15 protein-coding genes are annotated in these 20,693 nt (G+C 72.4%); 6 read left to right on the top strand and 9 right to left on the bottom strand.

Going from position 1 to position 20,693, the window contains the following annotated elements; genetic code table 11:
* Positions 1 to 43 precede the first annotated feature (43 nt).
* Positions 44 to 1,219 carry a trans-sulfuration enzyme family protein gene (locus ACIQKA_RS16505; RefSeq protein WP_402541344.1) on the top strand — a complete coding sequence of 392 codons (1,176 nt, stop codon included), beginning with the start codon at positions 44 to 46 and terminating at the stop codon, positions 1,217 to 1,219.
* Between the two features lie 7 nt (positions 1,220 to 1,226).
* On the opposite strand, the gene ACIQKA_RS16500 is transcribed toward ACIQKA_RS16505, so the two are convergent.
* Genes ACIQKA_RS16500 through ACIQKA_RS16490 form a run of 3 tightly spaced genes read right to left on the bottom strand, consistent with a single transcriptional unit; the run spans position 1,227 to position 3,860 of the window.
* On the bottom strand, positions 1,227 to 1,718 hold the full coding sequence (locus ACIQKA_RS16500; RefSeq protein ID WP_391094823.1) for an LURP-one-related family protein: 492 nt from the start codon (positions 1,716 to 1,718) through the stop codon (positions 1,227 to 1,229).
* A 31-nt stretch (positions 1,719 to 1,749) separates the two neighbouring features.
* On the bottom strand, positions 1,750 to 2,499 hold the full coding sequence (locus ACIQKA_RS16495) for a hypothetical protein (RefSeq protein WP_383151626.1): 750 nt from the start codon (positions 2,497 to 2,499) through the stop codon (positions 1,750 to 1,752).
* Positions 2,500 to 2,501: 2 nt separating this feature from the next.
* Entirely contained in the window at positions 2,502 to 3,860 is a 1,359-nt protein-coding gene (locus ACIQKA_RS16490; protein ID WP_402541343.1) for a hypothetical protein, read from the bottom strand.
* Positions 3,861 to 3,961: 101 nt separating this feature from the next.
* Here ACIQKA_RS16490 and ACIQKA_RS16485 point away from each other — a divergent pair, with 101 nt between their 5' ends.
* On the top strand, positions 3,962 to 5,761 hold the full coding sequence (locus tag ACIQKA_RS16485) for an NHL domain-containing thioredoxin family protein (RefSeq protein WP_383432758.1): 1,800 nt from the start codon (positions 3,962 to 3,964) through the stop codon (positions 5,759 to 5,761).
* On the opposite strand, the gene ACIQKA_RS16480 is transcribed toward ACIQKA_RS16485, so the two are convergent.
* The 3 genes from ACIQKA_RS16480 to ACIQKA_RS16470 all read right to left on the bottom strand — a co-directional run bounded on the left by ACIQKA_RS16480 (position 5,758) and on the right by ACIQKA_RS16470 (position 9,633).
* A complete protein-coding gene (locus ACIQKA_RS16480) occupies positions 5,758 to 6,102 on the bottom strand; it encodes a hypothetical protein (RefSeq protein ID WP_402541341.1) in 345 nt (114 codons plus the stop codon). The two genes, ACIQKA_RS16485 and ACIQKA_RS16480, sit on opposite strands and share 4 nt — an antisense overlap.
* Before the next feature lie 67 nt (positions 6,103 to 6,169).
* The gene (locus ACIQKA_RS16475; RefSeq protein WP_402541339.1) at positions 6,170 to 7,477 is read right to left on the bottom strand and encodes a M18 family aminopeptidase; all 1,308 of its coding nucleotides are present in this window, start codon (positions 7,475 to 7,477) and stop codon (positions 6,170 to 6,172) included.
* 326 nt (positions 7,478 to 7,803) lie between these two features.
* Positions 7,804 to 9,633 (bottom strand): acyl-CoA dehydrogenase, encoded by a 1,830-nt coding sequence (locus ACIQKA_RS16470; RefSeq protein ID WP_376231768.1) that lies wholly within the window; start codon positions 9,631 to 9,633, stop codon positions 7,804 to 7,806.
* A gap of 257 nt (positions 9,634 to 9,890) precedes the next feature.
* Between ACIQKA_RS16470 and ACIQKA_RS16465 the strand changes: the two genes are divergently transcribed.
* The 3 genes from ACIQKA_RS16465 to ACIQKA_RS16455 all read left to right on the top strand — a co-directional run bounded on the left by ACIQKA_RS16465 (position 9,891) and on the right by ACIQKA_RS16455 (position 12,756).
* Positions 9,891 to 10,391 (top strand): SseB family protein, encoded by a 501-nt coding sequence (locus ACIQKA_RS16465; protein ID WP_366373317.1) that lies wholly within the window; start codon positions 9,891 to 9,893, stop codon positions 10,389 to 10,391.
* 204 nt (positions 10,392 to 10,595) lie between these two features.
* Positions 10,596 to 11,558 carry a pirin family protein gene (locus ACIQKA_RS16460; RefSeq protein WP_402541337.1) on the top strand — a complete coding sequence of 321 codons (963 nt, stop codon included), beginning with the start codon at positions 10,596 to 10,598 and terminating at the stop codon, positions 11,556 to 11,558.
* A gap of 121 nt (positions 11,559 to 11,679) precedes the next feature.
* Positions 11,680 to 12,756 carry an AI-2E family transporter gene (locus ACIQKA_RS16455; RefSeq protein WP_383152717.1) on the top strand — a complete coding sequence of 359 codons (1,077 nt, stop codon included), beginning with the start codon at positions 11,680 to 11,682 and terminating at the stop codon, positions 12,754 to 12,756.
* Between the two features lie 33 nt (positions 12,757 to 12,789).
* Here the strand turns inward: ACIQKA_RS16455 and ACIQKA_RS16450 are convergent, their stop codons facing one another.
* Complete coding sequence (locus ACIQKA_RS16450; RefSeq protein ID WP_383432764.1) at positions 12,790 to 14,970, bottom strand: SpoIIE family protein phosphatase; 2,181 nt, start codon at positions 14,968 to 14,970, stop codon at positions 12,790 to 12,792.
* A 137-nt stretch (positions 14,971 to 15,107) separates the two neighbouring features.
* Here ACIQKA_RS16450 and aspS point away from each other — a divergent pair, with 137 nt between their 5' ends.
* Complete coding sequence (aspS, locus tag ACIQKA_RS16445) at positions 15,108 to 16,925, top strand: aspartate--tRNA ligase (RefSeq protein ID WP_383152715.1); 1,818 nt, start codon at positions 15,108 to 15,110, stop codon at positions 16,923 to 16,925.
* A gap of 81 nt (positions 16,926 to 17,006) precedes the next feature.
* On the opposite strand, the gene ACIQKA_RS16440 is transcribed toward aspS, so the two are convergent.
* Together ACIQKA_RS16440 and ACIQKA_RS16435 are read right to left on the bottom strand one after the other, a co-directional pair.
* Positions 17,007 to 17,450 (bottom strand): hypothetical protein, encoded by a 444-nt coding sequence (locus tag ACIQKA_RS16440; RefSeq protein WP_402541335.1) that lies wholly within the window; start codon positions 17,448 to 17,450, stop codon positions 17,007 to 17,009.
* Between the two features lie 11 nt (positions 17,451 to 17,461).
* The gene (locus tag ACIQKA_RS16435; RefSeq protein ID WP_402541483.1) at positions 17,462 to 20,644 is read right to left on the bottom strand and encodes an RHS repeat-associated core domain-containing protein; all 3,183 of its coding nucleotides are present in this window, start codon (positions 20,642 to 20,644) and stop codon (positions 17,462 to 17,464) included.
* Positions 20,645 to 20,693: the final 49 nt, after the last annotated feature.

Genomic DNA, 20,693 nt, shown 5'->3' with positions numbered 1-20,693 from the left:
ATTGGCCCTGGGAAGGCAAGCCGCCCCTTCCCAGACTGGCTCCATGACCCGCCCCGAGACCCTCACCGTCCACCCGCCCCACGTCGAGCCGACCGGCAGCAGGCCCCTCGGCGTCCCCCTCCACCAGGGCCACGTCTTCGCGTTCGACTCCGCCGACGCCCTCGCCGAGGGCTTCACCTCCCCGGACGCCTTCCTCTACGCCCGTCTCGGCAACCCCACCGTCCGCACCCTGGAGGACGCCGTCGCCCGCCTCGAAGGCGGTGCCGCCGGCCTCTCCTTCGCCTCCGGCATGGGCGCCGTCAACGCCGTCCTCCTCTCCCTCCTCGGCTCCGGCGCCCACGTCGTCGCCCAGACCTGCCTGTACGGCGGCACGTACGCGGTCCTCGCCGACCTCGCCGCCCGCTGGGGCGTCGACGTCACGTACGTCTCCGGCACGGACCCGGAGGAGGTGCGGGCGGCCCTGCGCCCCGAGACCCGCCTCCTCCACCTGGAGACCATCGCCAACCCCACCACCCGCGTCTCCGACCTGCCCGCCCTCGCCGCCGTCGCCGCCGAGGCGGGCGTCCCGGTCGCCGTCGACAACACCTTCGCCTCCCCGCTGCTCTGCCGTCCCCTCGACCACGGCGCCGACGTCGTGATCCACTCCGCCACCAAGTACCTCGCCGGACACGCGGACGTCCTCGGCGGGATCGCCGTCTTCAAGGACCGCGAGCTGTACGGGCGGGTCCGCCGCCACGCCGTCGAACAGGGCGCCTCCACCGACCCGTTCGCCGCCTGGCTCACCCTGCGCGGCCTCCAGACCCTCTCCCTGCGCATGGAACGCCAGTGCGCGAACGCCGCCGGGCTCGCGGCCCGGCTCGCCGCGCACCCGGCGATCGCCGCCGTCCGCCACCCGTCCCTCGCGAGCCACCCGGACCGGGAGGTCGCCGCCCGCCTGCTGCCCGCCGGGGGCGGCGGGGTCGTCTCGATCGACCTCGCGGGCGGCCGGGAGGCGGGCCGGGCCTTCGTCGAGGCGGTCCGGCTCGTCTCGCTCAGCGTCTCCCTGGGGGACGTGAAGACGCTGGTGATGCACCCGGCCTCCACCTCCCACCACCAGCTCGACGACGCGGCCCTCGCGGCGGCGGGCATCGGCGCCGGAACGGTCAGGATCTCGGTCGGCATCGAGCACGTCGAGGACCTGTGGGCGGACCTGGAGCAGGCGCTGGACAAGGCGGCCTGACGAGTTCTCAGTCCTCCCGTTCCCGCTCCGCCATCCGGATCACGCACACCGCCACCGCGACCATGAGGGCGGCGTCGGCGTCCTCCCGGACCACGTTCACCGCGTACGTGTCGCGGACGCGGAACCACTGCCGGGAGACGTGGACCAGGAGCTCGCCCTCGTACTCGACGGTGAACTCCCGGTCCAGGATCCGGCCGCTGACGTCCAGCTCCGTGCCCTCGACCAGCGTCACCCGGTAGTGGTTGCGCAGCAGCGAGAGCCGTTTGCGGCGGACGGTCGCCAGCGTCCGGTCGTCCCGCTCGATCGTCATCGCGTCCCGCAGGCTGAACATCTTCTGCCGCAGGGTGATCAGGACCCGCCCTTCGGGGTCCTTCAGCTCCAGGGTGTCGCGCAGCCGCATGGCCTTGCCGTCGGCGAGGAAGGCGTGGCGGCCGTCCTCGTCCTCGATCCAGTAGTCGTCGCCGATCGCGAAGATCTTGTCCCGTACGAGATATTTCACCCGGTTACTCCTGCCCGGCCGGAGCCGCTTCTCACCCGAAGTAGCGGGTGAACGCGTCGGGACCCGCCCCAAGCATCTCCCCGAACGGCGAGTCGAGCTGATGGATCAGCAGCACCGTGAAGGCGATGAACCCGGACAGGCCCATCACCATCACCACGTGGGTCGTGCTCCGCTTGATCCCGAAGAGGAACATGAACGCGAGCGTCAGCACGCCGCCGATCAGCAGCCCCGTCCACAGCACGGGCGAGAGGCGCTCCTGCGCCGCCGCCTCCCGGCCGCGCCGCGCGTCGTCCACGTAACCGAGCTGGGCCAGCAGCTCCTGGGCCGCGATCTGCTCGGACACCCGGTCCGAGCGGGTCACCTCGCCCGCCCGCCGCAGCTGGTCGAGCAGCGTCCAGCCCGAGGCGTCGAGCGGTTCGCGGCCGACCATCGCGGGCCACTCGACGTCCACGACGTGGCTCGCGTACGTCCGGGCCGCGTCGCGCACCGGCTGCCGCTGGGCGAGCGGGAGCGCGTCCGCGAGCAGGTACGTCTGGTGCAGGGCGCTCGCCTCGGCCTGCACGTGGTCGGAGGCCGCCGAACGCGTCTCCCACACGGAGACCAGACAGAGGCCGAGGACGACGGCGTAGAGGACCGACACCATCATGGCGATGTACTCGGCCACGTCCTCGCGCGGCTCCTCGTCCTCCCCGACCGGGAAGAGCCTGGTCTTGGCGAACACGGAGAGGGCGGCGACGAGCGCGACCCCGAGGACGACGACGAGGGTTTCGAGCAGGGCCACGGTCACTTCCTCCTACTGCCGAGGAGCGCGGCGGCGACGGCCGCCGGGATCAGGAGCAACAGCAAGGTCGTCGCCACCCCGAACTCCCGCGCCTCGCGCGCCCGCCGCCGCACCCGCCCGAGGAACCCCTCGTCGTCGAGTCCGTCGGCCCGCCGGAGACCGGGAGGGGGAACGGGAGGCGGCACGGCCGTTCCGGGAGAGACGGCGGAGGGCGGTACGGCTCCGGGGGGCACGCCGTCCGGGGGCGCGGCCCCCGGGGGTACGGCTCCGGGAACGGCGCCCGCGCCGGGAACGGCGGGAGCCGCGGGGGGCGCGGGCCGCCCGGCCGCTCCCGGAGCCGTACCCGTACCCGCTCCCGTTCCCGCGAGGGCCCCCGGGGACCCCGGGGCCCCACCGCTCCCCGCCCCGGCCCCGGCCGCCCCCGGAGCGGGGGTCCTCGGAGCCGGCGCCCTGGGGGCCGGAGGCTCCCTCACCACGAAGACGGCCGAGGTCCCCGCCGTGAGCACCGGTGCCGAGACCCGTTCGCCGCCCGCCCCGAACGTGGTCGCCCGGTCGCTCCCGGAGGCGCGGCCGGTGCTCCGGTAGGTCCCCGGGCGGAGCCGTAGGGCCGCCCGGCAGAGGGCGGAGGTGTCCGGGGCGAGGACGGCCACGGTCCCGCCCTGTCCCCCGCAGTCGGGCGCGCCGGGCGCGAGGGCGAGCCCGGGGTCCTCGATCCGCACGGCGTAGAGGGGAAGGTTCCCCCGGTTGGCGACGGTGTACGTCACGGTGGCCACGCCCCCGACCCCGCCCGGCCCCGCACTCGTCCCCGGCCCCGCACCCGAAGGCGTGCCCGGCCCCGACCCCGCACCCGGAGTCGCAATCACCACCTCTTCGGTGAGTCGGAGAACCCCGGCGACCCCGACGTACCCGGCGCGGGCGGTCGCGGTGAGCCGCGTGCGCAGGGAGGGGACGTCGCCCTCGGCCCGTACGGGACGCACATGGTTCCCCGCCGCGGCCCGGAACCGGGCCGTGCACTCCACCTCCTCGGCCGCGGGGAGCGGCCCCGCCGGGCACCGCACGGACCCGGCGGGGGCGCCGGGGTCGAGGACCCGTACCCGGTGCAGGTCCGTCTCGCTCAGGTTCAGGAGCCGGTACCGCTTCACGACCCACGTCCCGACCCGCACCTCGGGGGGCCGGCGGTCGCTGTCGGCGCGGCCGTTCACGGTCACGGTCAGCCGCAGGTTGCCGTCCCCGACCCCGCCGGCCCACCCGGAGCCCTCGGAGAGGACCGCGCAGGGCAGGACGAGCAGGGCCACCGCGAGTAATCCGCCGATCACCCGACGGCAGGAATAGTCCGATGATCTGCCTACGTACTCCGACATGCTCGCCATGCTGACCGGCCCCCGCCCCGGAACCCGCACCCGGACACGCCCCGCGCCCCCGCCCGACCCCCACTTTCCACCCGTACGGCACCCTTGGAACCATGAACGATCCCGCGCCCACCCCCGCGCCCCGACGTGCCCGTGTCCGCGCCCCCGAGCTGATCGGCAAGGGCGGCTGGCTGAACACCGGCGGAGAGCAACCGACCCTCGCGGACCTGCGGGGCAAGGTCGTCCTTCTCGACTTCTGGACCTTCTGCTGCGTGAACTGCCTGCACGTCCTCGACGAGCTGCGGGACCTGGAGGAGAAGCACCGCGACACCCTGGTGATCGTCGGGGTGCACTCGCCGAAGTTCGTGCACGAGGCCGAGCACCAGGCCGTGGTGGACGCCGTCGAGCGGTACGAGGTGCACCACCCCGTACTGGACGACCCGGAGCTCGCGACCTGGAAGCAGTACGCCGTGCGCGCCTGGCCGACGCTCGTGGTGATCGACCCCGAGGGGTACGTCGTCGCCCAGCACGCGGGCGAGGGCCACGCCAACGCCATCCGGACCCTCGTGGAGGAGCTGGAGGCCGAGCACGAGGCCAAGGGGACGCTGCGGCGCGGCGACGGGCCGTACGTGGCGCCCGAGCCCGTCGCCACCGACCTGCGCTTCCCCGGCAAGGCGATCATCCTCCCCTCCGGGAACTTCCTGGTCTCCGACACCACCCGGCACCAGCTCGTCGAGCTGGCGGCGGACGGCGAGACCGTGGTGCGCCGCATCGGCGAGGGCGTCTTCCGCGAGCCGCAGGGCCTCGCGCCGCTGCCCGACGGCAAGGTCGTCGTCGCCGACACGGTGAACCACGCCTTGCGCACGTACGACCCGGAGAGCGGCGCGATCGAGCGGATCGCCGGCACCGGCAAGCAGTGGTGGCAGGGGTCCCCGACCTCGGGACCCGCCCTGGAGGTCGACCTGTCCTCGCCGTGGGACGTCGCCTGGTGGCAGGGCAAGGTGTGGATCGCCATGGCCGGCGTCCACCAGCTGTGGACGTACGACCCGGAGACGAGGACCGTCGAGGTCGCGGCCGGGACCACCAACGAGGGGCTCGTCGACGGCCCCGCCGCCGAGGCCTGGTTCGCGCAGCCCTCCGGCCTCGCGGCCACCGACGACCGGCTGTGGATCGCGGACTCCGAGACCAGCGCCCTGCGCTGGATCGACGCGGACGGCGTCGTGCGCACCGCCGTCGGCACCGGGCTCTTCGACTTCGGGCACCGCGACGGCGACGCCGGCCAGGCGCTCTTCCAGCACCCGCTGGGCGTGACCGCCCTGCCCGACGGCTCGGTCGCCGTCAGCGACACGTACAACCACGCCCTGCGCCGCTACGACCCCGCCACCGGCGAGGTCACCACGCTCGCCACCGATCTGCGCGAGCCGAGCGACGCGGTCCTGGTGGACGGGGACATCGTGGTCGTCGAGTCCGCCCGCCACCGGCTGACCCGGCTGCGGCTGCCCGAGGAGGCCGTCCGGGTCGAGGCGGTCGCCCACCGCACCCGGCGCGAGGCCACCGAGGTCGCCCCCGGCCGCCTCCGCCTCGACGTCGTCTTCCGCGCCCCGACCGGCCAGAAGCTGGACGAGCGCTACGGCCCCTCGACCCGGCTCCTGGTCTCCTCGACCCCGCCGGAGCTGCTGCTCGGCGGCGAGGGCACGGGCACGGACCTCTTCCGCGAGCTCGACCTGAACCCGGAGGTCACCGAGGGCGTCCTGCACGTCTCCGCGATGGCCGCGTCCTGCGACGACGACCCCGCCAACGAGTACCCGGCCTGCCACGTCCACCAGCAGGACTGGGGCGTCCCGGTGAAGGTCACGGACGCGGGCGCCTCCCGCCTGCCGCTGATCCTGGCGGGCATGGACGAGGCCGTCTAGCGCACGAGCCCCTGGTTCCTGGACGGGCGCCCCGCGGCCCCGTCCAGGCAGCCCGCCACCCAGGCGGCCGGGTCGTGGACGGCCCGGTCGCCGCCCTGCCCCTCCCGCTCCAGGCGCGCGCAGCCCCCGGCGACCAGCGCCCTCGTCCGCGAGCCGTCCACGTCGTAGCCGCGGACCCGGGAGGCCAGGACGTACCCGCCCTCGTACGCGATGTCCGTGCCCCACGGGGGCCGGTCGTCGTACGCCCCGATCAGCAGCCCGGCCCCGGTCAGGGCGGCGAGCACGCCGACGACGGCGAACGGGACGAACTTCCGCGGCGGCGGACCCTCATGACGGTGCATGGGGACGAGCCTGCCGGGCGGGACCTTTCGCGGATGTTTCGCCGCCGGTCCCGCCCCCGCCCGGGGCTCAGCCCTCCAGGAACGCCACCAGCGCGTTCGCGAGGAGGTACGGGTCCTCCGCGCCGCACAGTTCGCGGGCGCTGTGCATGGAGAGGATCGCGACGCCGATGTCCACGGTGCCGATGCCGTGGCGGGCGGCCGTGATCGGGCCGATCGTGGTGCCGCAGGGCATGTCGTTGTTGGAGACGAAGGACTGCCAGGGCACGCCCGCCCGCTCGCAGGCGGCGGCGAAGACGGCCCGGCCGCTGCCGTCGGTGGCGTAGCGCTGGTTGACGTTCACCTTGAGGATCGGGCCGCCGTTGACGCGCGGGTGGTGCGTCGGGTCGTGCCGCTCCGCGTAGTTGGGGTGGACGGCGTGGCCGGTGTCGGAGGAGAGGCAGACGGTGCCGGCGAAGGCGCGCGCCCGGTCCTCGTAGGAGCCGCCCCGGGCGTAGACCGAGCGCTCCAGGACGTTGCCGAGCAGCGGGCCCTGGGCGCCGGTGTCGGCCTCGGAGCCGTTCTCCTCGTGGTCGAAGGCGGCGAGGACCGGGATGTACGGCAGGTCGTCGCGGTCCGCGAGGGAGGCGAGCGCGGCGGTGCCGGCGTGCACGGAGAGCAGGTTGTCCATGCGCGGACCGGCGAGCAGCTCGCGGTCGCGGCCCAGGTAGGCGGGGGCCTCCACGGCGTGGACCATCAGGTCCCAGCCGGTGACGTCCTCGGCGTCGACGCCGGCCTCGCCGGCGACGAAGGAGATCAGGTCGCCCTCGTGGACGTCGCCGATGCCCCAGACGGGCTGCATGTGGCGCTGGCGGTCGAGCTTGAGGCCGTCGTTGGCCTGCCGGTCGAGGTGGATGGCGAGCTGCGGGACGCGCAGCAGCGGCCGGTCGACGTTCACCAGGCGGTGGCTGCCGTCGCGGAGGGTGAGGCGTCCCGCGAGACCGAGGTCGCGGTCGAGCCAGGTGTTGAGGAGCGTGCCGCCGTAGACCTCGACGGCGACCTGCCGCCAGCCCTGCGACCCCATGTCGGGGCGCGGCTTCACGCGCAGGTTGGGGGAGTCGGTGTGGGCGCCGACGATCCGGTACGGGGTGTGGGCGGCGGCGCCCTCCGGCACGTACCAGGCGATGATCGCGCCGCCGCGGACCACGTACTTCCCGCCGCTGGTCGCGTTCCAGGCCGCGGTCTCCTCGACCCGCCGGAATCCGACCTTCTCCAGGCGTGCGGCCGCGTTCGCGACCGCGTGGTACGGCGAGGGGGAGGCCGAGAGGAAGGCCATGAGGTCGTCGGTGTGCCCGCGGTCGAAGTGGCCCGCGGCGGTACGGGAGGCTGCGCTGCTCATGGGTTCACCTTACGCAGGGGTACACGGGGGCCGGTGGGGAGGCGGAGGCGCCCGGGGACACGGAGGCCGGTGGGGAGGTGGGGACGCCCGGGGAAGTGGAGGCCGGTGGGGAGGTGGGGATGCCCGGGGATGTGGAGGCGCCCGGGGACGCGGAGGCCGATAGGGAGGCGGAGGCGCCCGGGGACACGGGGGCGCCCGGGGGCGTACGGGGAGGGCCGGGGCGCCGGGCGGGTGTCCGCCAAGGCGGAACGGCCCGCCCCCCTCCCCGGGGACGAGCCGTTCCTGTGGTGGACGAGAGGCGCTCTCGGCCGCTGCGGACAGCGGTCCTAGAACGCGGCCTCGTCCAGGTCCATCAGCGAGCCCTCGACGGCCTCGGCGAGCGCGCGCTCGGCGGAGACGCCCGGCAGGACGTTGGCGGCGAAGAACTTCGCGGCCGCGATCTTGCCCTGGTAGAAGGGCACGTCCTTGCCGGAGGCGCCGGCGGCCAGCTTCTCGGCGGCGACGGCCGCGCTCTTGAGGAGCAGGTAGCCGACGACGACGTCGCCGGAGGCGAGCAGCAGGCGGGTGGTGTTCAGGCCGACCTTGTAGATGTTCTTGACGTCCTCGCCGGTGGCGGTGAGGTCGGTGATCATCGTGCCGACGATGGCCTCCAGGTCGACGGCCGCCTTGGCGAGCGCGTCGCGGGCGCCGGCCAGCTCCTCGCCGCCGGTGCCGACCGCGAGGAACTTCTTGATCTCCTCGGACAGCGTGTTCAGGGCCGCGCCCTGGTCGCGCACGATCTTCCGGAAGAAGAAGTCCTGGCCCTGGATGGCCGTGGTGCCCTCGTAGAGGGTGTCGATCTTGGCGTCCCGGATGTACTGCTCGATCGGGTACTCCTGGAGGAAGCCGGAGCCGCCGAAGGTCTGGAGCGACTGCGCGAGCTGCTCGTAGCCCTTCTCGGAGCCGTAGCCCTTCACGATCGGGAGCAGCAGGTCGTTCAGGCCGTGCAGCGCCTTGGCGTCCTCGCCGGCCGCCTCCTTGATCGCGATCTCGTCCTGCACGGAGGCCGTGTAGAGGACGAGGGAGCGCATGCCCTCGGCGTACGCCTTCTGCGTCATCAGCGAGCGGCGGACGTCGGGGTGGTGCGTGATGGTGACCTTGGGCGCGGCCTTGTCCATGAAGTTGGCCAGGTCGGTGCCCTGGACGCGCTCCTTGGCGTACTCCAGGGCGTTGAGGTAGCCCGTGGAGAGGGTGGAGATCGCCTTCGTGCCGACCATCATGCGGGCGAACTCGATGATGAGGAACATCTGGCGGATGCCGTCGTGCTTGTCGCCGATCAGCCAGCCCTTGGCGGGGTGCTGGTCGCCGAAGGTCATCTCGCACGTGTTGGAGGCCTTGAGGCCCATCTTGTGCTCGACGTTGGTGGCGTAGACGCCGTTGCGGGCGCCCAGCTCGCCGGTCTCCCAGTCGAACTCGTACTTGGGGACGAGGAAGAGGGAGAGGCCCTTGGTGCCGGGGCCGGCGCCCTCGGGGCGGGCGAGGACGTAGTGGAGGATGTTCTCCTCCATGTCGTGCTCGCCGGAGGTGATGAAGCGCTTGACGCCCTCGATGTGCCAGGAGCCGTCCTCCTGCTGGACCGCCTTGGTGCGGCCGGCGCCGACGTCCGAGCCCGCGTCGGGCTCGGTGAGGACCATGGTGGAGCCCCAGCGCTTCTCGACGGCGATCCGCGCGACCTTCTTCTGCGCCTCGTTGCCCTCGTTGTAGAGGATGCCGGCGAACGCCGGGCCGGAGGAGTACATCCAGATGGCCGGGTTCGAGCCGAGCAGCAGCTCCGCGTAGGCCCAGATCAGGGAGCGCGGGGAGACGGTGCCGCCGATCTCCTCCGGGATGCCCAGACGCCAGTACTCGGACTCCATGAAGGCGTCGTACGACTTCTTGAAGGTGGCCGGGACCGGGGCGGTGTTGGTCTCGGGGTCGAAGACCGGCGGGTTGCGGTCGGCGTCGGCGAAGGACTCCGCGAGCTCGTTCTCGGCGAGGCGGCGGATCTCGTCGAGGATGCTCTTGGCGGTCTCGACGTCCATCTCCTCGAACGGACCGGTGCCGTACACCTTGTCGCGGCCGAGGACCTCGAAGAGGTTGAACTCGATGTCGCGGAGATTCGACTTGTAGTGCCCCATGGCGACGGCTCCGTAAGGCTCGGGGAGGGAGGTTCCTCGTACACGTACCAGCGAGTAGCAAAACGCTCTCCACCATGATGCTACCCGTCAGTAATAAGGGCAACCCCTGGCGCGCATCTGTGACGCGCCTCGCGCTTCTCCCGTGCCCCACGGGCCTCGCGGGCCCCTCCCGCCCCACCCGTCCCGCGCCTCGGGCGTACCGGCGGGTAAGGGGCGCGGGCCCCCGGCGGCCCCCCGCCGCTCGATAGGCTGCCCCCATGTACGGATACGGCCAGCACGCGGACGGTAGTGCCGCCCAGCAGCAGTACATCCCGCCCCAGCAGGGCGGGATGCAGGCCGGCATGCCGGGGGGCGCGCAGGGCGGTTACGGGCAGCAGGCCCCGCTCTACCCCGAGCCCTCGCCGCCCTCCCTCGCGGACGCCGTGCGCGCCTTCACCACCGGCACCCTGGCCGCCGAGGACTTCCAGCAGATCTTCGCGACCTCCAAGGTCTACTGCCCGCGCGGCGACAACCCCGGCTTCCTGGCCCTGCACAACACCCAGCAGCCGGTCATCCCCATGTTCACCTCGCTCAAGGAGCTGCGGCGGTACGCGGGCAAGGAGTCGAAGTACTTCGTAATCACCGGCGCCGAGGTGATCGACCTGCTCCCGACCGGCTACGGCTTCGTGCTCGACATGGAGGGCGACCACCGCATGGTCTTCGACGCGAAGGCCGTGGAGCAGATGGTCGACTTCGCGATGCGGCGGATGTACGGCTGACGCGCGTCCGGTGCGCGTCCGGTGCGCGTCCGACGTGCGGCCGGGATGCGTCCGACGTGCGGCCGGGATGCGTCCGGCGGATCGGGGCCGGACGCGTCCGGGGGCGCCCGGGGGAATTCCTCCCGGGCGTTCCGCGTTCCGGGTGGCAGAAAGTTCAGCGTTCAACTAAAGTGGACGTGCAAGGTCGCCCAAGGAGGTCCCGCCATGCCCGCCGTGACTGTCGAGAACCCGCTCACCCTGCCGCGCGTCGCCGCCCCCGCCGACGCCCCGGCCCGTCCCGTGCTCGCCGTGACCACCGCCCCCTCCGGCTTCGAGGGGGAGGGCTTCCCGGTCCGCCGGGCGTTCGCGGGGATCAACCACCAGTACCTCGACCCGTTCATCATGATGGACCAGATGGGCGAGGTGGAGTACGCGCCCGGAGAGCCCAAGGGCACGCCCTGGCACCCCCACCGAGGCTTCGAGACCGTCACCTACATCATCGACGGGACCTTCGACCACCAGGACTCCCAGGGCGGTGGCGGAACCATCACCAACGGCGACACCCAGTGGATGACCGCCGGCGCCGGCCTCCTCCACATCGAGGCCCCGCCGGAGTCCCTCGTCGTCAGCGGCGGCCTCTTCCACGGCCTCCAGCTCTGGGTGAACCTGCCGGCCGCCGACAAGATGATGGCCCCCCGCTACCAGGACATCCGCGGCGGTCAGGTCCAGCTGCTCACCTCCCCCGACGGCGGCGCGCTGCTCCGCGTCATCGCGGGCGAACTCGACGGCCACGAGGGCCCCGGCATCACCCACACCCCGATCACCATGATCCACGCCACCCTGCGCCCCGGCGCCGAGGTCTCCCTGCCCTGGCGGGAGGACTTCAACGGCCTCGCGTACGTGCTCGCCGGCCGCGGCACCGTCGGCGCCGAGCGGCGCCCGGTCCACACCGGCCAGACCGCCGTCTTCGGCAAGGGCGGCGCCCTGACCGTCCGCGCCGACGAGAAGCAGGACGGCAACACCCCGGACCTGGAGGTCGTCCTCCTCGGCGGACGCCCGATCCGCGAGCCCATGGCCCACTACGGCCCGTTCGTCATGAACACCCAGGCCGAACTGCGCCAGGCCTTCGAGGACTTCCAGGCGGGCCGCCTCGGCACCATCCCGGCGGTCCACGGGATGGGCGAGTAGGGAACGGGGCGCACGGGGCCGGGGCGCGCGCCCCGGCCCCGCACCGCTCCCCTGACGAGCCGTCACCCGTACGGACCGTCAGCGCGCGACGGCGCGCCGGGCGGCGTGGTCCGGTGGTCGGGTGCAGACGCCCACCGCCGGAACGCTCCTTCCCGAACCCGCCCGCCGGGTCGCCGCCTGGTGCGCCGTCCTGCTGCTCGTCGCCGGGGTCGCCGCCGTCGGCGTCTGGCTGTGCGTCGTCCTCAAGGCGGCCGTCACGCCCGTCCTGCTCGCCGTCCTCGGCACCGCCCTCCTCGGCCCCCTCTACCGCCGCCTGCTGCGGATGAGGGTCCAGAAGTCCCTCGCCGCCGGGCTCACCGTCGTCGCCGTCCTCGCGGTCGTCGGCGGCGCCACGTACATCGTCGTCGCCGCCCTCGTCGACACCGGCGACCAGATCGTCGCCTCGCTCCGGCAGGCCGCCGAGGACATCGCGAAGCACTTCGGCGCGGCCGGGACCTCCCTCGACGACCTCAGCAGGAACGCCGAGAGCCTCCTCAAGCGGTTCGGCGGCACCGCCGCCTCCGGGGTGATCTCCGGCATCAGCGTCGTCGGACAGCTCATCGCCACCGCCGTCCTCGCGCTGCTCCTCATCTTCTTCTTCCTGCGCGACTCCGACCGGGCCGCCGGGGCCCTGCGCTCCCTCGTCCCCCGCACGACCGGCGACACCGTCGAGGCCATGGCGCGCCGCGCCTTCGAGGCCGTCGAGGGCTTCATGCGCGGCACGACCTTCATCGCCCTCGTCGACGCCACCCTCATCGGCATCGGGCTGCTCGTCCTGCGCGTGCCCGGGGCGGTCGGGCTCGCGGCGCTCGTCTTCGTCACCGCCTACATCCCCTACCTCGGCGCCTTCCTCTCCGGCGCGGTCGCGGTCCTCGTCGCCCTCGCGGACCGCGGCTTCGTCATCGCCCTGTGGGCGCTCGGCGTCGTCCTCGCCGTCCAGGTCATCGAGGGGCACCTGCTCCAGCCCGTGGTGCAGAGCAGGACCGTCCACATGCACCCGGCGGCCGTCATGCTCGCGATCACGGCCGGCGCCTCCGTCGCGGGCATCCTCGGCATGCTCCTGGCCGTCCCCCTGACGGCCGCGGCCACGGGGGTGCTGGGGGAGCTGCGGAGCCGGTACGGGGCGGGGGACGGCCCCGACGCGCCGGACACGCCCTAGGGCGTGTGTCGCGCTCCCCGGGGGCCCGGCGGATCAGGGCCGGGCGGCGCCCGGGGCGGGCCCGGCGGGCCGTGGCCGGACACGTCCCGGGCCCTCCCCGCAGCAGCCCTCCGCCGCCCCCGGCTCGTTCAGCTCGAACCAGATCGACTTGCCCTCGCCGCGCGGGTCGACGCCCCACGCGTGCGCCAGCATCTCCATCAGGACCAGGCCGCGCCCGCTCGACGCCATCTCGCCCGGCCGGCGCCGGTGCGGCAGCTCGTCGCTGGTGTCGGAGACCTCCACGCGCAGCCGGCGGGCCTTCCCGTCGCAGGCGACCTCCGCGACCAGGAGCGCGTCGCCGTCCGTGTGGACGAGGACGTTGGTGACCATCTCGGAGACCATCAGGACCGCCGAGTCGAGCTGGTCCTCGTCCGCCCAGTCGTGCAGCAGCTGCCGCACCTGCTCCCGCGCCTCCGCGATCCGCTCCGGCTCCGCCTGGGCGATCGTCATCAGGGTGCGGCGCGGGGCCTCCCGCACGGCCCCCGCGGGGCGGCGGGAGAGCAGCAGGACGGCGATGTCGTCCTCGCGCCGGTCCGCGAGCGGGCCCGTGGTGTGGTGCGAGCCGGGGCCGTGGACGGCCTCCACGAGGGTGTCGGCCAGCTCCTCCAGGTCCTCGCCGTCGTGGGACTCCAGGATCTTCCGGACCCGCTCCCAGCCGGTGTCCAGGTCGTGCCCGCCGGTCTCCAGGAGGCCGTCGGTGCAGATCATCAGGGTCTCGCCGGCGTCGAGCGCGATCCGGGTGGTGGGGTAGTCGGCGTCGGGTTCGACGCCGAGGGGCAGACCGCCGGCCGTGGGCCGCAGCAGCACCGTCCCGTCGGTCGTCCGCACCGCCGGGTCCGGGTGCCCCGCCCGCGCGACGTCCACCGTCCCCGTCTCCAGGTCGACCTCCAGGTACAGGCAGGTCGCGAACCGGGGGCCGCTCTCGCTCTCCCCGTCGTCGCCGTCCGTGATCCCGTACAGGAAGCGCGAGGCCCGGGAGAGGACCGCGTCCGGCCGGTGCCCCTCGGAGGCGTACGCGCGCAGGGCGATCCGCAGCTGCCCCATCAGGCCCGCCGCCCGCACGTCGTGCCCCTGCACGTCCCCGATGACCAGGGCGATCCGTCCCGCGCCGCCCCCGTCGGGGCGCGAGGCGCCGCCGGGCAGCCGGATCACGTCGTACCAGTCGCCGCCGACCTGGAGCCCGCCGCCGGTCGGCACGTACCGCGCGGCCACCCGGATCCCGGGGATCCCCGGCCCCAGGACCGGCATCATCGTCCGCTGGAGGCCGAGCGACAGCTCGCGCTCCGACTCGGCCACGCCCGCGCGTGCGAGGGCCTGCGCCAGCATCCGCGCCACCGTGGCCAGCACCGACCGCTCGTCGGGCGTGAAGGCCACCGGGTGCTTGAAGGCCGCCATCCACGCCCCCATCGTGCGCCCGGCCACGATCAGCGGCACGAAGGCCCAGGAGCGGCGCCCGAAGCGCTGGGCGAGCGGCCAGGTGACGGGAAAGCGGCGCAGGTACTCCTCGGGCGACGGCAGGTAGATCGCCCGGCCCGTGCGGACCACCTCGGCCGCCGGGTAGTCGGTGTCGAGCGCCATCGACGCGAAGGGCCCCTCGTCGTCGTGGCTCTGCCCGTGGTGCCCGATGATCGTCAGCCGGTCGCCCGCGACCCCGAAGACCGCGAGCCCGTCCGGCGAGAAGCCCGGCATGGACAGGGAGGCGGCCACCCGCAGCACCTCGGCCGTCGACCGCGCCTCGGCGAGCGCCCGGCCCGCGTCGAGCAGGAAGGCCTCGCGGGAGCGGCGCCAGTCGCCGGTGACCGGGGTCCGGGAGGCGGCGCCGGGCGCCTGCCCGGCGACCTCCTGGAGGGTGCCGACGAGCTGGTGGTCGCCCCCCTCCAGCAGGGGCTTGGACCGGCTCCGTACCGTACGGACCACCCGTCCGTGCTCGTCCATGATCCGCAGCCGGGACTCGGCGAGGGTGCCCTCGGCGACGGCGAGGTTCACCACCCCGTCGATCTCGTTCCAGTCGACCGGATGGAAACGGGAGCGCACGGCCGCCTCGGTGAGCCGCACGGGCTCGGCGGGCAGCCCGAGCAGCCGGGCCGCCTCGGCGTCGAGCGACACGGTTCCGGACGCGTTGTCCCAGCGCCACAGGCCGGTCGCGATCGCGGCCAGGACGTCCTCGGTGCGCATTGCCCCACTTTATGAATATCGGACCGGGGGCCGCCACCGACGGTGTCCGGGGAGCGATCGCGGCCCGGCCGGTAGGCTGGGAAACCTTGACACCGTCAAGCCCTTCACCATCGATCCCGAAGACTGGATGAACGACGATGCATCGGTACAGGTCCCACACCTGCGGCGAGCTCCGCGCCTCTGACGTCGGTGCCGACGTCCGGCTGAGCGGCTGGCTGCACAATCGGCGCGACCTGGGCGGCATCCTCTTCATCGATCTGCGCGACCACTACGGCATCACGCAGCTCGTCGCCCGGCCCGGCACCGCCGCGTACGAGGCGCTCGACAAGCTGACCAAGGAGTCCGTCGTCCGCGTCGACGGCAAGGTCGTCTCGCGCGGCGCGGAGAACGTCAACGCCGAGCTGCCCACCGGCGAGGTCGAGGTCGAGGTGGCGGAGGTCGAGATCCTGGGCGCCGCCCAGCAGATCCCCTTCACCATCAACGCCGACGACGGCGTCAACGAGGAGCGGCGCCTGGAGTACCGCTTCCTCGACCTGCGCCGCGAGCGCATGCACCGCAACATCATGCTGCGCTCGGCCGTCATCGCCGCCATCCGCTCCAAGATGGTGGCCCTCGGCTTCAACGAGATGGCGACCCCGATCCTCACCGCGACCTCCCCCGAGGGCGCCCGCGACTTCGTCGTCCCGTCCCGTCTGAACCCGGGCAAGTTCTACGCGCTGCCGCAGGCCCCGCAGCAGTTCAAGCAGCTGCTCATGATCTCGGGCTTCGACCGCTACTTCCAGATCGCGCCCTGCTTCCGCGACGAGGACGCCCGCGCCGACCGCTCGCCGGGCGAGTTCTACCAGCTCGACGTCGAGATGAGCTTCGTCGAGCAGGAGGACGTCTTCCAGCCGATCGAGAAGCTCATGACGGAGCTCTTCGAGGAGTTCGGCGGCGGCCGCCACGTCACCTCGCCGTTCCCACGGATCCCGTTCCGCGAGTCGATGCTGAAGTACGGCAACGACAAGCCGGACCTGCGCACCTCGCTCGAACTGGTCGACCTCACCGACGTGTTCGCGCACTCCGAGTTCAAGGCGTTCGCGGGCAAGCACGTCCGCGCGCTCGCCGTCCCGGACACCGGCGACCAGCCGCGCAAGTTCTTCGACGGCCTCGGCGACTACGCGATCTCGCTCGGCGCGAAGGGCCTGGCCTGGATCCGCGTCGGCGAGGGCAACGCCCTGACCGGCCCGATCGCCAAGTTCCTCACCGAGGAGAACGTCAAGGTCCTCACCGAGCGCCTGGGCCTGGAGCCCGGCCACGCCGTCTTCTTCGGCGCCGGCGAGTTCGACGAGGTCTCCAAGATCATGGGCCCGGTCCGGGTCGAGGCCGCCAAGCGGGCCGGCCGGTTCGAGGAGAACGTCTTCCGCTTCGCGTGGATCGTGGACTTCCCGATGTACGAGAAGGACGAGGAGACCGGGAAGATCGACTTCTCGCACAACCCGTTCTCGATGCCGCAGGGCGGTCTGGAGGCCCTGGAGACGCAGGACCCGCTGGACGTCCTCGGCTGGCAGTACGACATCGTCTGCAACGGCATCGAGCTCTCCTCCGGCGCGATCCGGAACCACGAGCCCGACATCATGTTCAAGGCCTTCGAGATCGCGGGCTACTCCCGCGAGACCGTCGAGACCGAGTTCGCGGGCATGCTCCGCGCCTTCCAGTTCGGCGCCCCGCCGCACGGCGGCATCGCCCCGGGCGTGGACCGCATCGTCATGCTCCTCGCGGACGAGCCCAACATCCGCGAGACCATCGCCTTCCCGCTCAACGGCAACGCCCAGGACCTCATGATGGGCGCCCCCACGGAACTGGAGGAGGCCCGCCTGCGCGAGCTGAACATCCAGCTCCGCAAGCCGGTGGAGCCGAAGGTGGTGGAGGGGCGTCCGGTGACGGAGGCCGTGCATCCGGATGCGGCGCGGTAAGCGGTAGGCCGTACTGAGGAGGGGCCGGGATCTTCGGATCCCGGCCCCTCGTGCGTTCCGATCGTCACCGTCCGGCCCCATCTATCGAAGGTGCTGCACGACGATCCAGTACTCGTATTCCTCTTCTGTCACGGCACACACCACTCGCCCGTCCACTGACATCGCGACAAAGTCCAGCCCTTCCTCGGCCCTCGCGAGCCGTGGTGCCAGCTCCGCTCCGGGAGACCACTTCACCATGGCCCACCCGAATTTCCTTGAGCCAGCCCCGGAGACGCTCAGGAGAAAGGAGCCGTCATTGCCGAAAAGCCCGTTCCGTGCAGCGTGCGCGTGCCAATTTTGGTCCACCTCTTGAAGAGCGTTTGCGTGGTCCAAGGGCACTGTGGAGGTAGGTTCGACCTCCCAGTTCGAAACGCTCAGCATTGCTTCGCGAACGGGGGGCACGTCGCTGGGTGCCGGATCGCTGGAGATTGTAAGGCCGGTGCTTGCGATGCGGCTCAGCCATTCTTCCTTTGCTGAATCAGTCATTCGGTCCAACCTCATTCATTATAGAAAAGATGGTGATCCCCTTCTGGCTTGTTGATCTTTCCATACCTTTCCATCGCCCTGTAGTTACTGTTGTCCCAGCCGAAGTTCACGAATGTGTTGTTTTGGCTGTCCTTAGCCTTTCCGGCATGGAAATGAGGTCCGGCCGGATCATGTGTGTGTTCTACCACGACGCGCGAACCCTGAGGTGTCTCGTACTGCCTGAAAGTCCCCCAATGCGTCTCGTTGGATGAATACACGTAACCCGGACTGTGCTTTCTGGTGATGTCTGGGCCGACCTCCCATTCGGCCCAAAATTCTGCCTCACCCGGCTTGATTCCGGCCAGTTCGTAAGCTGCTTTCCTGGCTTCGTCGCGAGTTTCAAACGGGTTGGATTTCTCTCCCTTGGGCGGGCAAGGTTTCAGCCCGAGGGGATCGCTCCACGTATGCGGGTTGTGGACATACGTCACCGGATTCGGTGCCGGCTCCAACCCCAACGGATCCTGGCTCAGATAACGCGCCGACTCCGGGTCGTAATACCGGAAGTAGTTGTAGTGCAGCCCCGACTCCGGGTCGAAGTACTGGCCCGGGAAGCGGAGCGGGGTGTATGCCGTGGCGTCTCGGGTCCAGGTCGTCGTGCCCCAGAGGGTGGAGCGGGTGCGCCAGGCCAGCTCTCCGGACTCGTCGACGAGTTCGGTCGGGGTGCCGATCAGGTCGGTGACGACGGCGAAGAAGCGTTCGTCGTCCGTGTCCGTGCGGCGCTCGGTCTGGGAGAGGGGGCGCAGGCCCGCGTGGTCCCAGGTCAGGACCACGTTCGCGGTGGTCTGCTCGCAGAGGTTCGTGCCGTCCCAGGTGAAGTGGGTCGTTTCCAGAGCTGATCGCTTGGATATGCGACGGCCCAGCGGATCGTACGCATAGCTCCAGACCGTGCCGTCCGGCGTCGTCACCGACCTCAGCCGGTCCTCCGCGTCCCACGCGTACCGCCAGGTGTCCGGCTTCCGGGAGAGGCGGGTCTTCCGGCGCAGGACGATCCGGCCCTGCTCGTCGTGCTCGTAGCGGACCGCCCCCGCCCGGGTGATCCGCGTGCCCTCGTACGCGCGCGGACCCGTCGCCGAGTGGGCCGGGTGCCCCGACGGCCACTCCGCCTCCGTCTGGTTGCCGGCCTCGTCGTACGCGTACCGCTCCGTCCACCGGTCCGCCCGCACCGCCGTGACCCGCCCGGCCCCGTCCAGGTCGAAGCGGCGCGTCCCCGAGAGGCCGTCCGTGACGGCGACCAGGCCGCCGTCCGGGCGGTAGTCGTAGGAGCGGTGCTGGAGACGGCCGCCGCCCCGGGCCGACGCGACCTCCTGCGCCGTCAGCCGGCTCATCACGTCGTACGACGACGTCAGCGACACAAAGTCCGCGACCGTGCGCTCGACCTCACGCCCCAACGCGTCGAAGGAGAAGGCCAGTTCGCGCCCGGACGCCGTGAGCCCCGTCCTGCGGCCCGCCGCGTCGTACGCCCACGTGCTGACCGAACCGCCCGGCGTCGTCCTCCCCACCCGGCGGCCCGCCTTGTCGTACGCATACGACAGCGTCCGCCCGTTGACCGTCTCGGACACCAGCCGGCCGTAGCGGTCCCGGAGGCGTTCGAGCCGCGCGTCCGGGTTCGTCGCCACCGCCAGCTCGTCGAAGACGTCGTACTCGTACGTGCTGACCGCGCCCTCGGCGTCCTTGCGGACGATCCGGCCGAGCACGTCGCGCTCGAAGCGCACCGTCTGGCCGAGACCGTTCGTACGCGCCACCAGCCGGCCCGCCGCGTCGTACGCGTACCCCAGCGTCCGTCCGTCGAAGTCCGTCTCGGACAGGGTCCGGCCCGCCGGATCGTAGGCGTAGTCCCAGGTCAGACCCTGCGGATTCGTCACCCGCGTCAGCCGCAGGTCCGTGTCGTGCGCGAACGCGTACCGCACCCCGTCCGGATCCGTGCGGGAGGTCAGCAGGTCGAAGTCGGTGTAAGTGAAGCGGGTCGTGCCGCCCATCGGGTCCGTGTGGCTCAGGCAGTTGCCCTCGCCGTCGTACGTCCAGGACTCCACCGTCCCGTCGGGCGCGACGCGCCGGGACGGCAGGCCCTCCACCGTCCACTCCAGGCGCGTGACCGCGCCGAGGGGGTCGGTGATCCGGACCGTGCGGCCGAAGGCGTCGTGCTCGTACCGGGTCGTGGCGCCCAGCGGGTCGGTGACCTCGACGGGCAGGCCCCGGGCGTCCAGGACGAGCCGGGTGGTCGCGCCGAGCGGGTCCGTCACCGAAGCGAGCCGCCCCGACCCGTCGTACGCGAACTCCGTCCGGGCGCCCGAGGGAGCCGTCACCGAGGTGCGGTTGCCGCGCGCGTCGAAGGTCTGGCGCACGGCGTTGCCGTCGGCGCCGACGATCCGTACGGGGAAGCCGTCCTCGTCGTACTCGGCCCGCGTCCGCCGCCCGTCCGGACGCTCCACGGACGTCGGGCGGCCCCGCTCGTCGTAGGTGGTGCTGCTGACGTGCCCCAGCGGGTCGGTGCGGGACAGTAGGCGGCCCAGGCGGTCGTAGGCGAAGCGGGTGACCGCGCCGAGGGGGGCGATCTCGGCGACGACCTTGGCGCGCCCGTCGACGACGAACCTCTTCGTGTGTCCCAGGCCGTTGGTGATGGACGTCGTCCTGAGGCCCGTCTCCGGGTCGGTGTCGCCCCAGGTGAAGCGGGATTCGACGTGGCCGTTGGCACCGGTCTGGTAGGTGCAGCGGTCCCGGTCGTCGTAGACGTAGTCGAAGCGGCTGCCGTTCGTGTCGGTCCACGACGTGATGCGGCCGTGCTCGTCGCAGCCGAAGCGCAGCGGGCGCCCGGAGGAGTTGACGACCTCGGTCAGGTGCCCGTCGGTGTAGCCGTAGCGCAGGATCTCCTGGTCGGAGCCGTCCGGGGCCGCGCCCGCGAGGTGGAGGGCGGTCACGCGGCCCTCGTCCGTGGTCAGCTTCAGGTGGTAGCCGCCGTGGTGGACGACCGCCGTCGGGGCGCCCGACCCGTCGTACTCGAAGGCGATCCGGTTCCCGTTGCGGTCGTCGATCTGGACCAGGAGCGCGAGCCCGTCGCCGTGGTCGGCGAAGTGTCGGACCGTGCGGGTGTCGGGATCGGTGACCGTGTAGCCGTCCCCGACCCGGTCCAGCGGCCATCGCCGGCCGTGGGTGGGCATGACCGGGACCCCGGGGGCCGGGTGCGGGTAGGCGAGGACGCTGCCCTCG

The sequence above is a fragment of the Streptomyces sp. NPDC092045 genome (genome assembly GCF_044756005.1).
GTDB lineage: Bacteria > Actinomycetota > Actinomycetes > Streptomycetales > Streptomycetaceae > Streptomyces.
This window is presented reverse-complemented; position numbering and strand designations above follow the sequence as displayed.

What these genes read in the sequence shown, in the direction of transcription:
- ACIQKA_RS16505 (WP_402541344.1), top strand. Translation starts at nt 44, where the DNA reads ATGACCCGCCCCGAGACCCTCACCGTCCACCCGCCCCACGTCGAGCCG.
- ACIQKA_RS16490 (WP_402541343.1), bottom strand. Translation starts at nt 3,860, where the DNA reads ATGTCGGAGTACGTAGGCAGATCATCGGACTATTCCTGCCGTCGGGTG.
- ACIQKA_RS16485 (WP_383432758.1), top strand. Translation starts at nt 3,962, where the DNA reads ATGAACGATCCCGCGCCCACCCCCGCGCCCCGACGTGCCCGTGTCCGC.
- ACIQKA_RS16480 (WP_402541341.1), bottom strand. Translation starts at nt 6,102, where the DNA reads ATGCACCGTCATGAGGGTCCGCCGCCGCGGAAGTTCGTCCCGTTCGCC.
- ACIQKA_RS16475 (WP_402541339.1), bottom strand. Translation starts at nt 7,477, where the DNA reads ATGAGCAGCGCAGCCTCCCGTACCGCCGCGGGCCACTTCGACCGCGGG.
- ACIQKA_RS16470 (WP_376231768.1), bottom strand. Translation starts at nt 9,633, where the DNA reads ATGGGGCACTACAAGTCGAATCTCCGCGACATCGAGTTCAACCTCTTC.
- ACIQKA_RS16465 (WP_366373317.1), top strand. Translation starts at nt 9,891, where the DNA reads ATGTACGGATACGGCCAGCACGCGGACGGTAGTGCCGCCCAGCAGCAG.
- ACIQKA_RS16460 (WP_402541337.1), top strand. Translation starts at nt 10,596, where the DNA reads ATGCCCGCCGTGACTGTCGAGAACCCGCTCACCCTGCCGCGCGTCGCC.
- ACIQKA_RS16450 (WP_383432764.1), bottom strand. Translation starts at nt 14,970, where the DNA reads ATGCGCACCGAGGACGTCCTGGCCGCGATCGCGACCGGCCTGTGGCGC.
- aspS (WP_383152715.1), top strand. Translation starts at nt 15,108, where the DNA reads ATGCATCGGTACAGGTCCCACACCTGCGGCGAGCTCCGCGCCTCTGAC.
- ACIQKA_RS16440 (WP_402541335.1), bottom strand. Translation starts at nt 17,450, where the DNA reads ATGACTGATTCAGCAAAGGAAGAATGGCTGAGCCGCATCGCAAGCACC.
- ACIQKA_RS16435 (WP_402541483.1), bottom strand. Translation starts at nt 20,644, where the DNA reads ATGCCCACCCACGGCCGGCGATGGCCGCTGGACCGGGTCGGGGACGGC.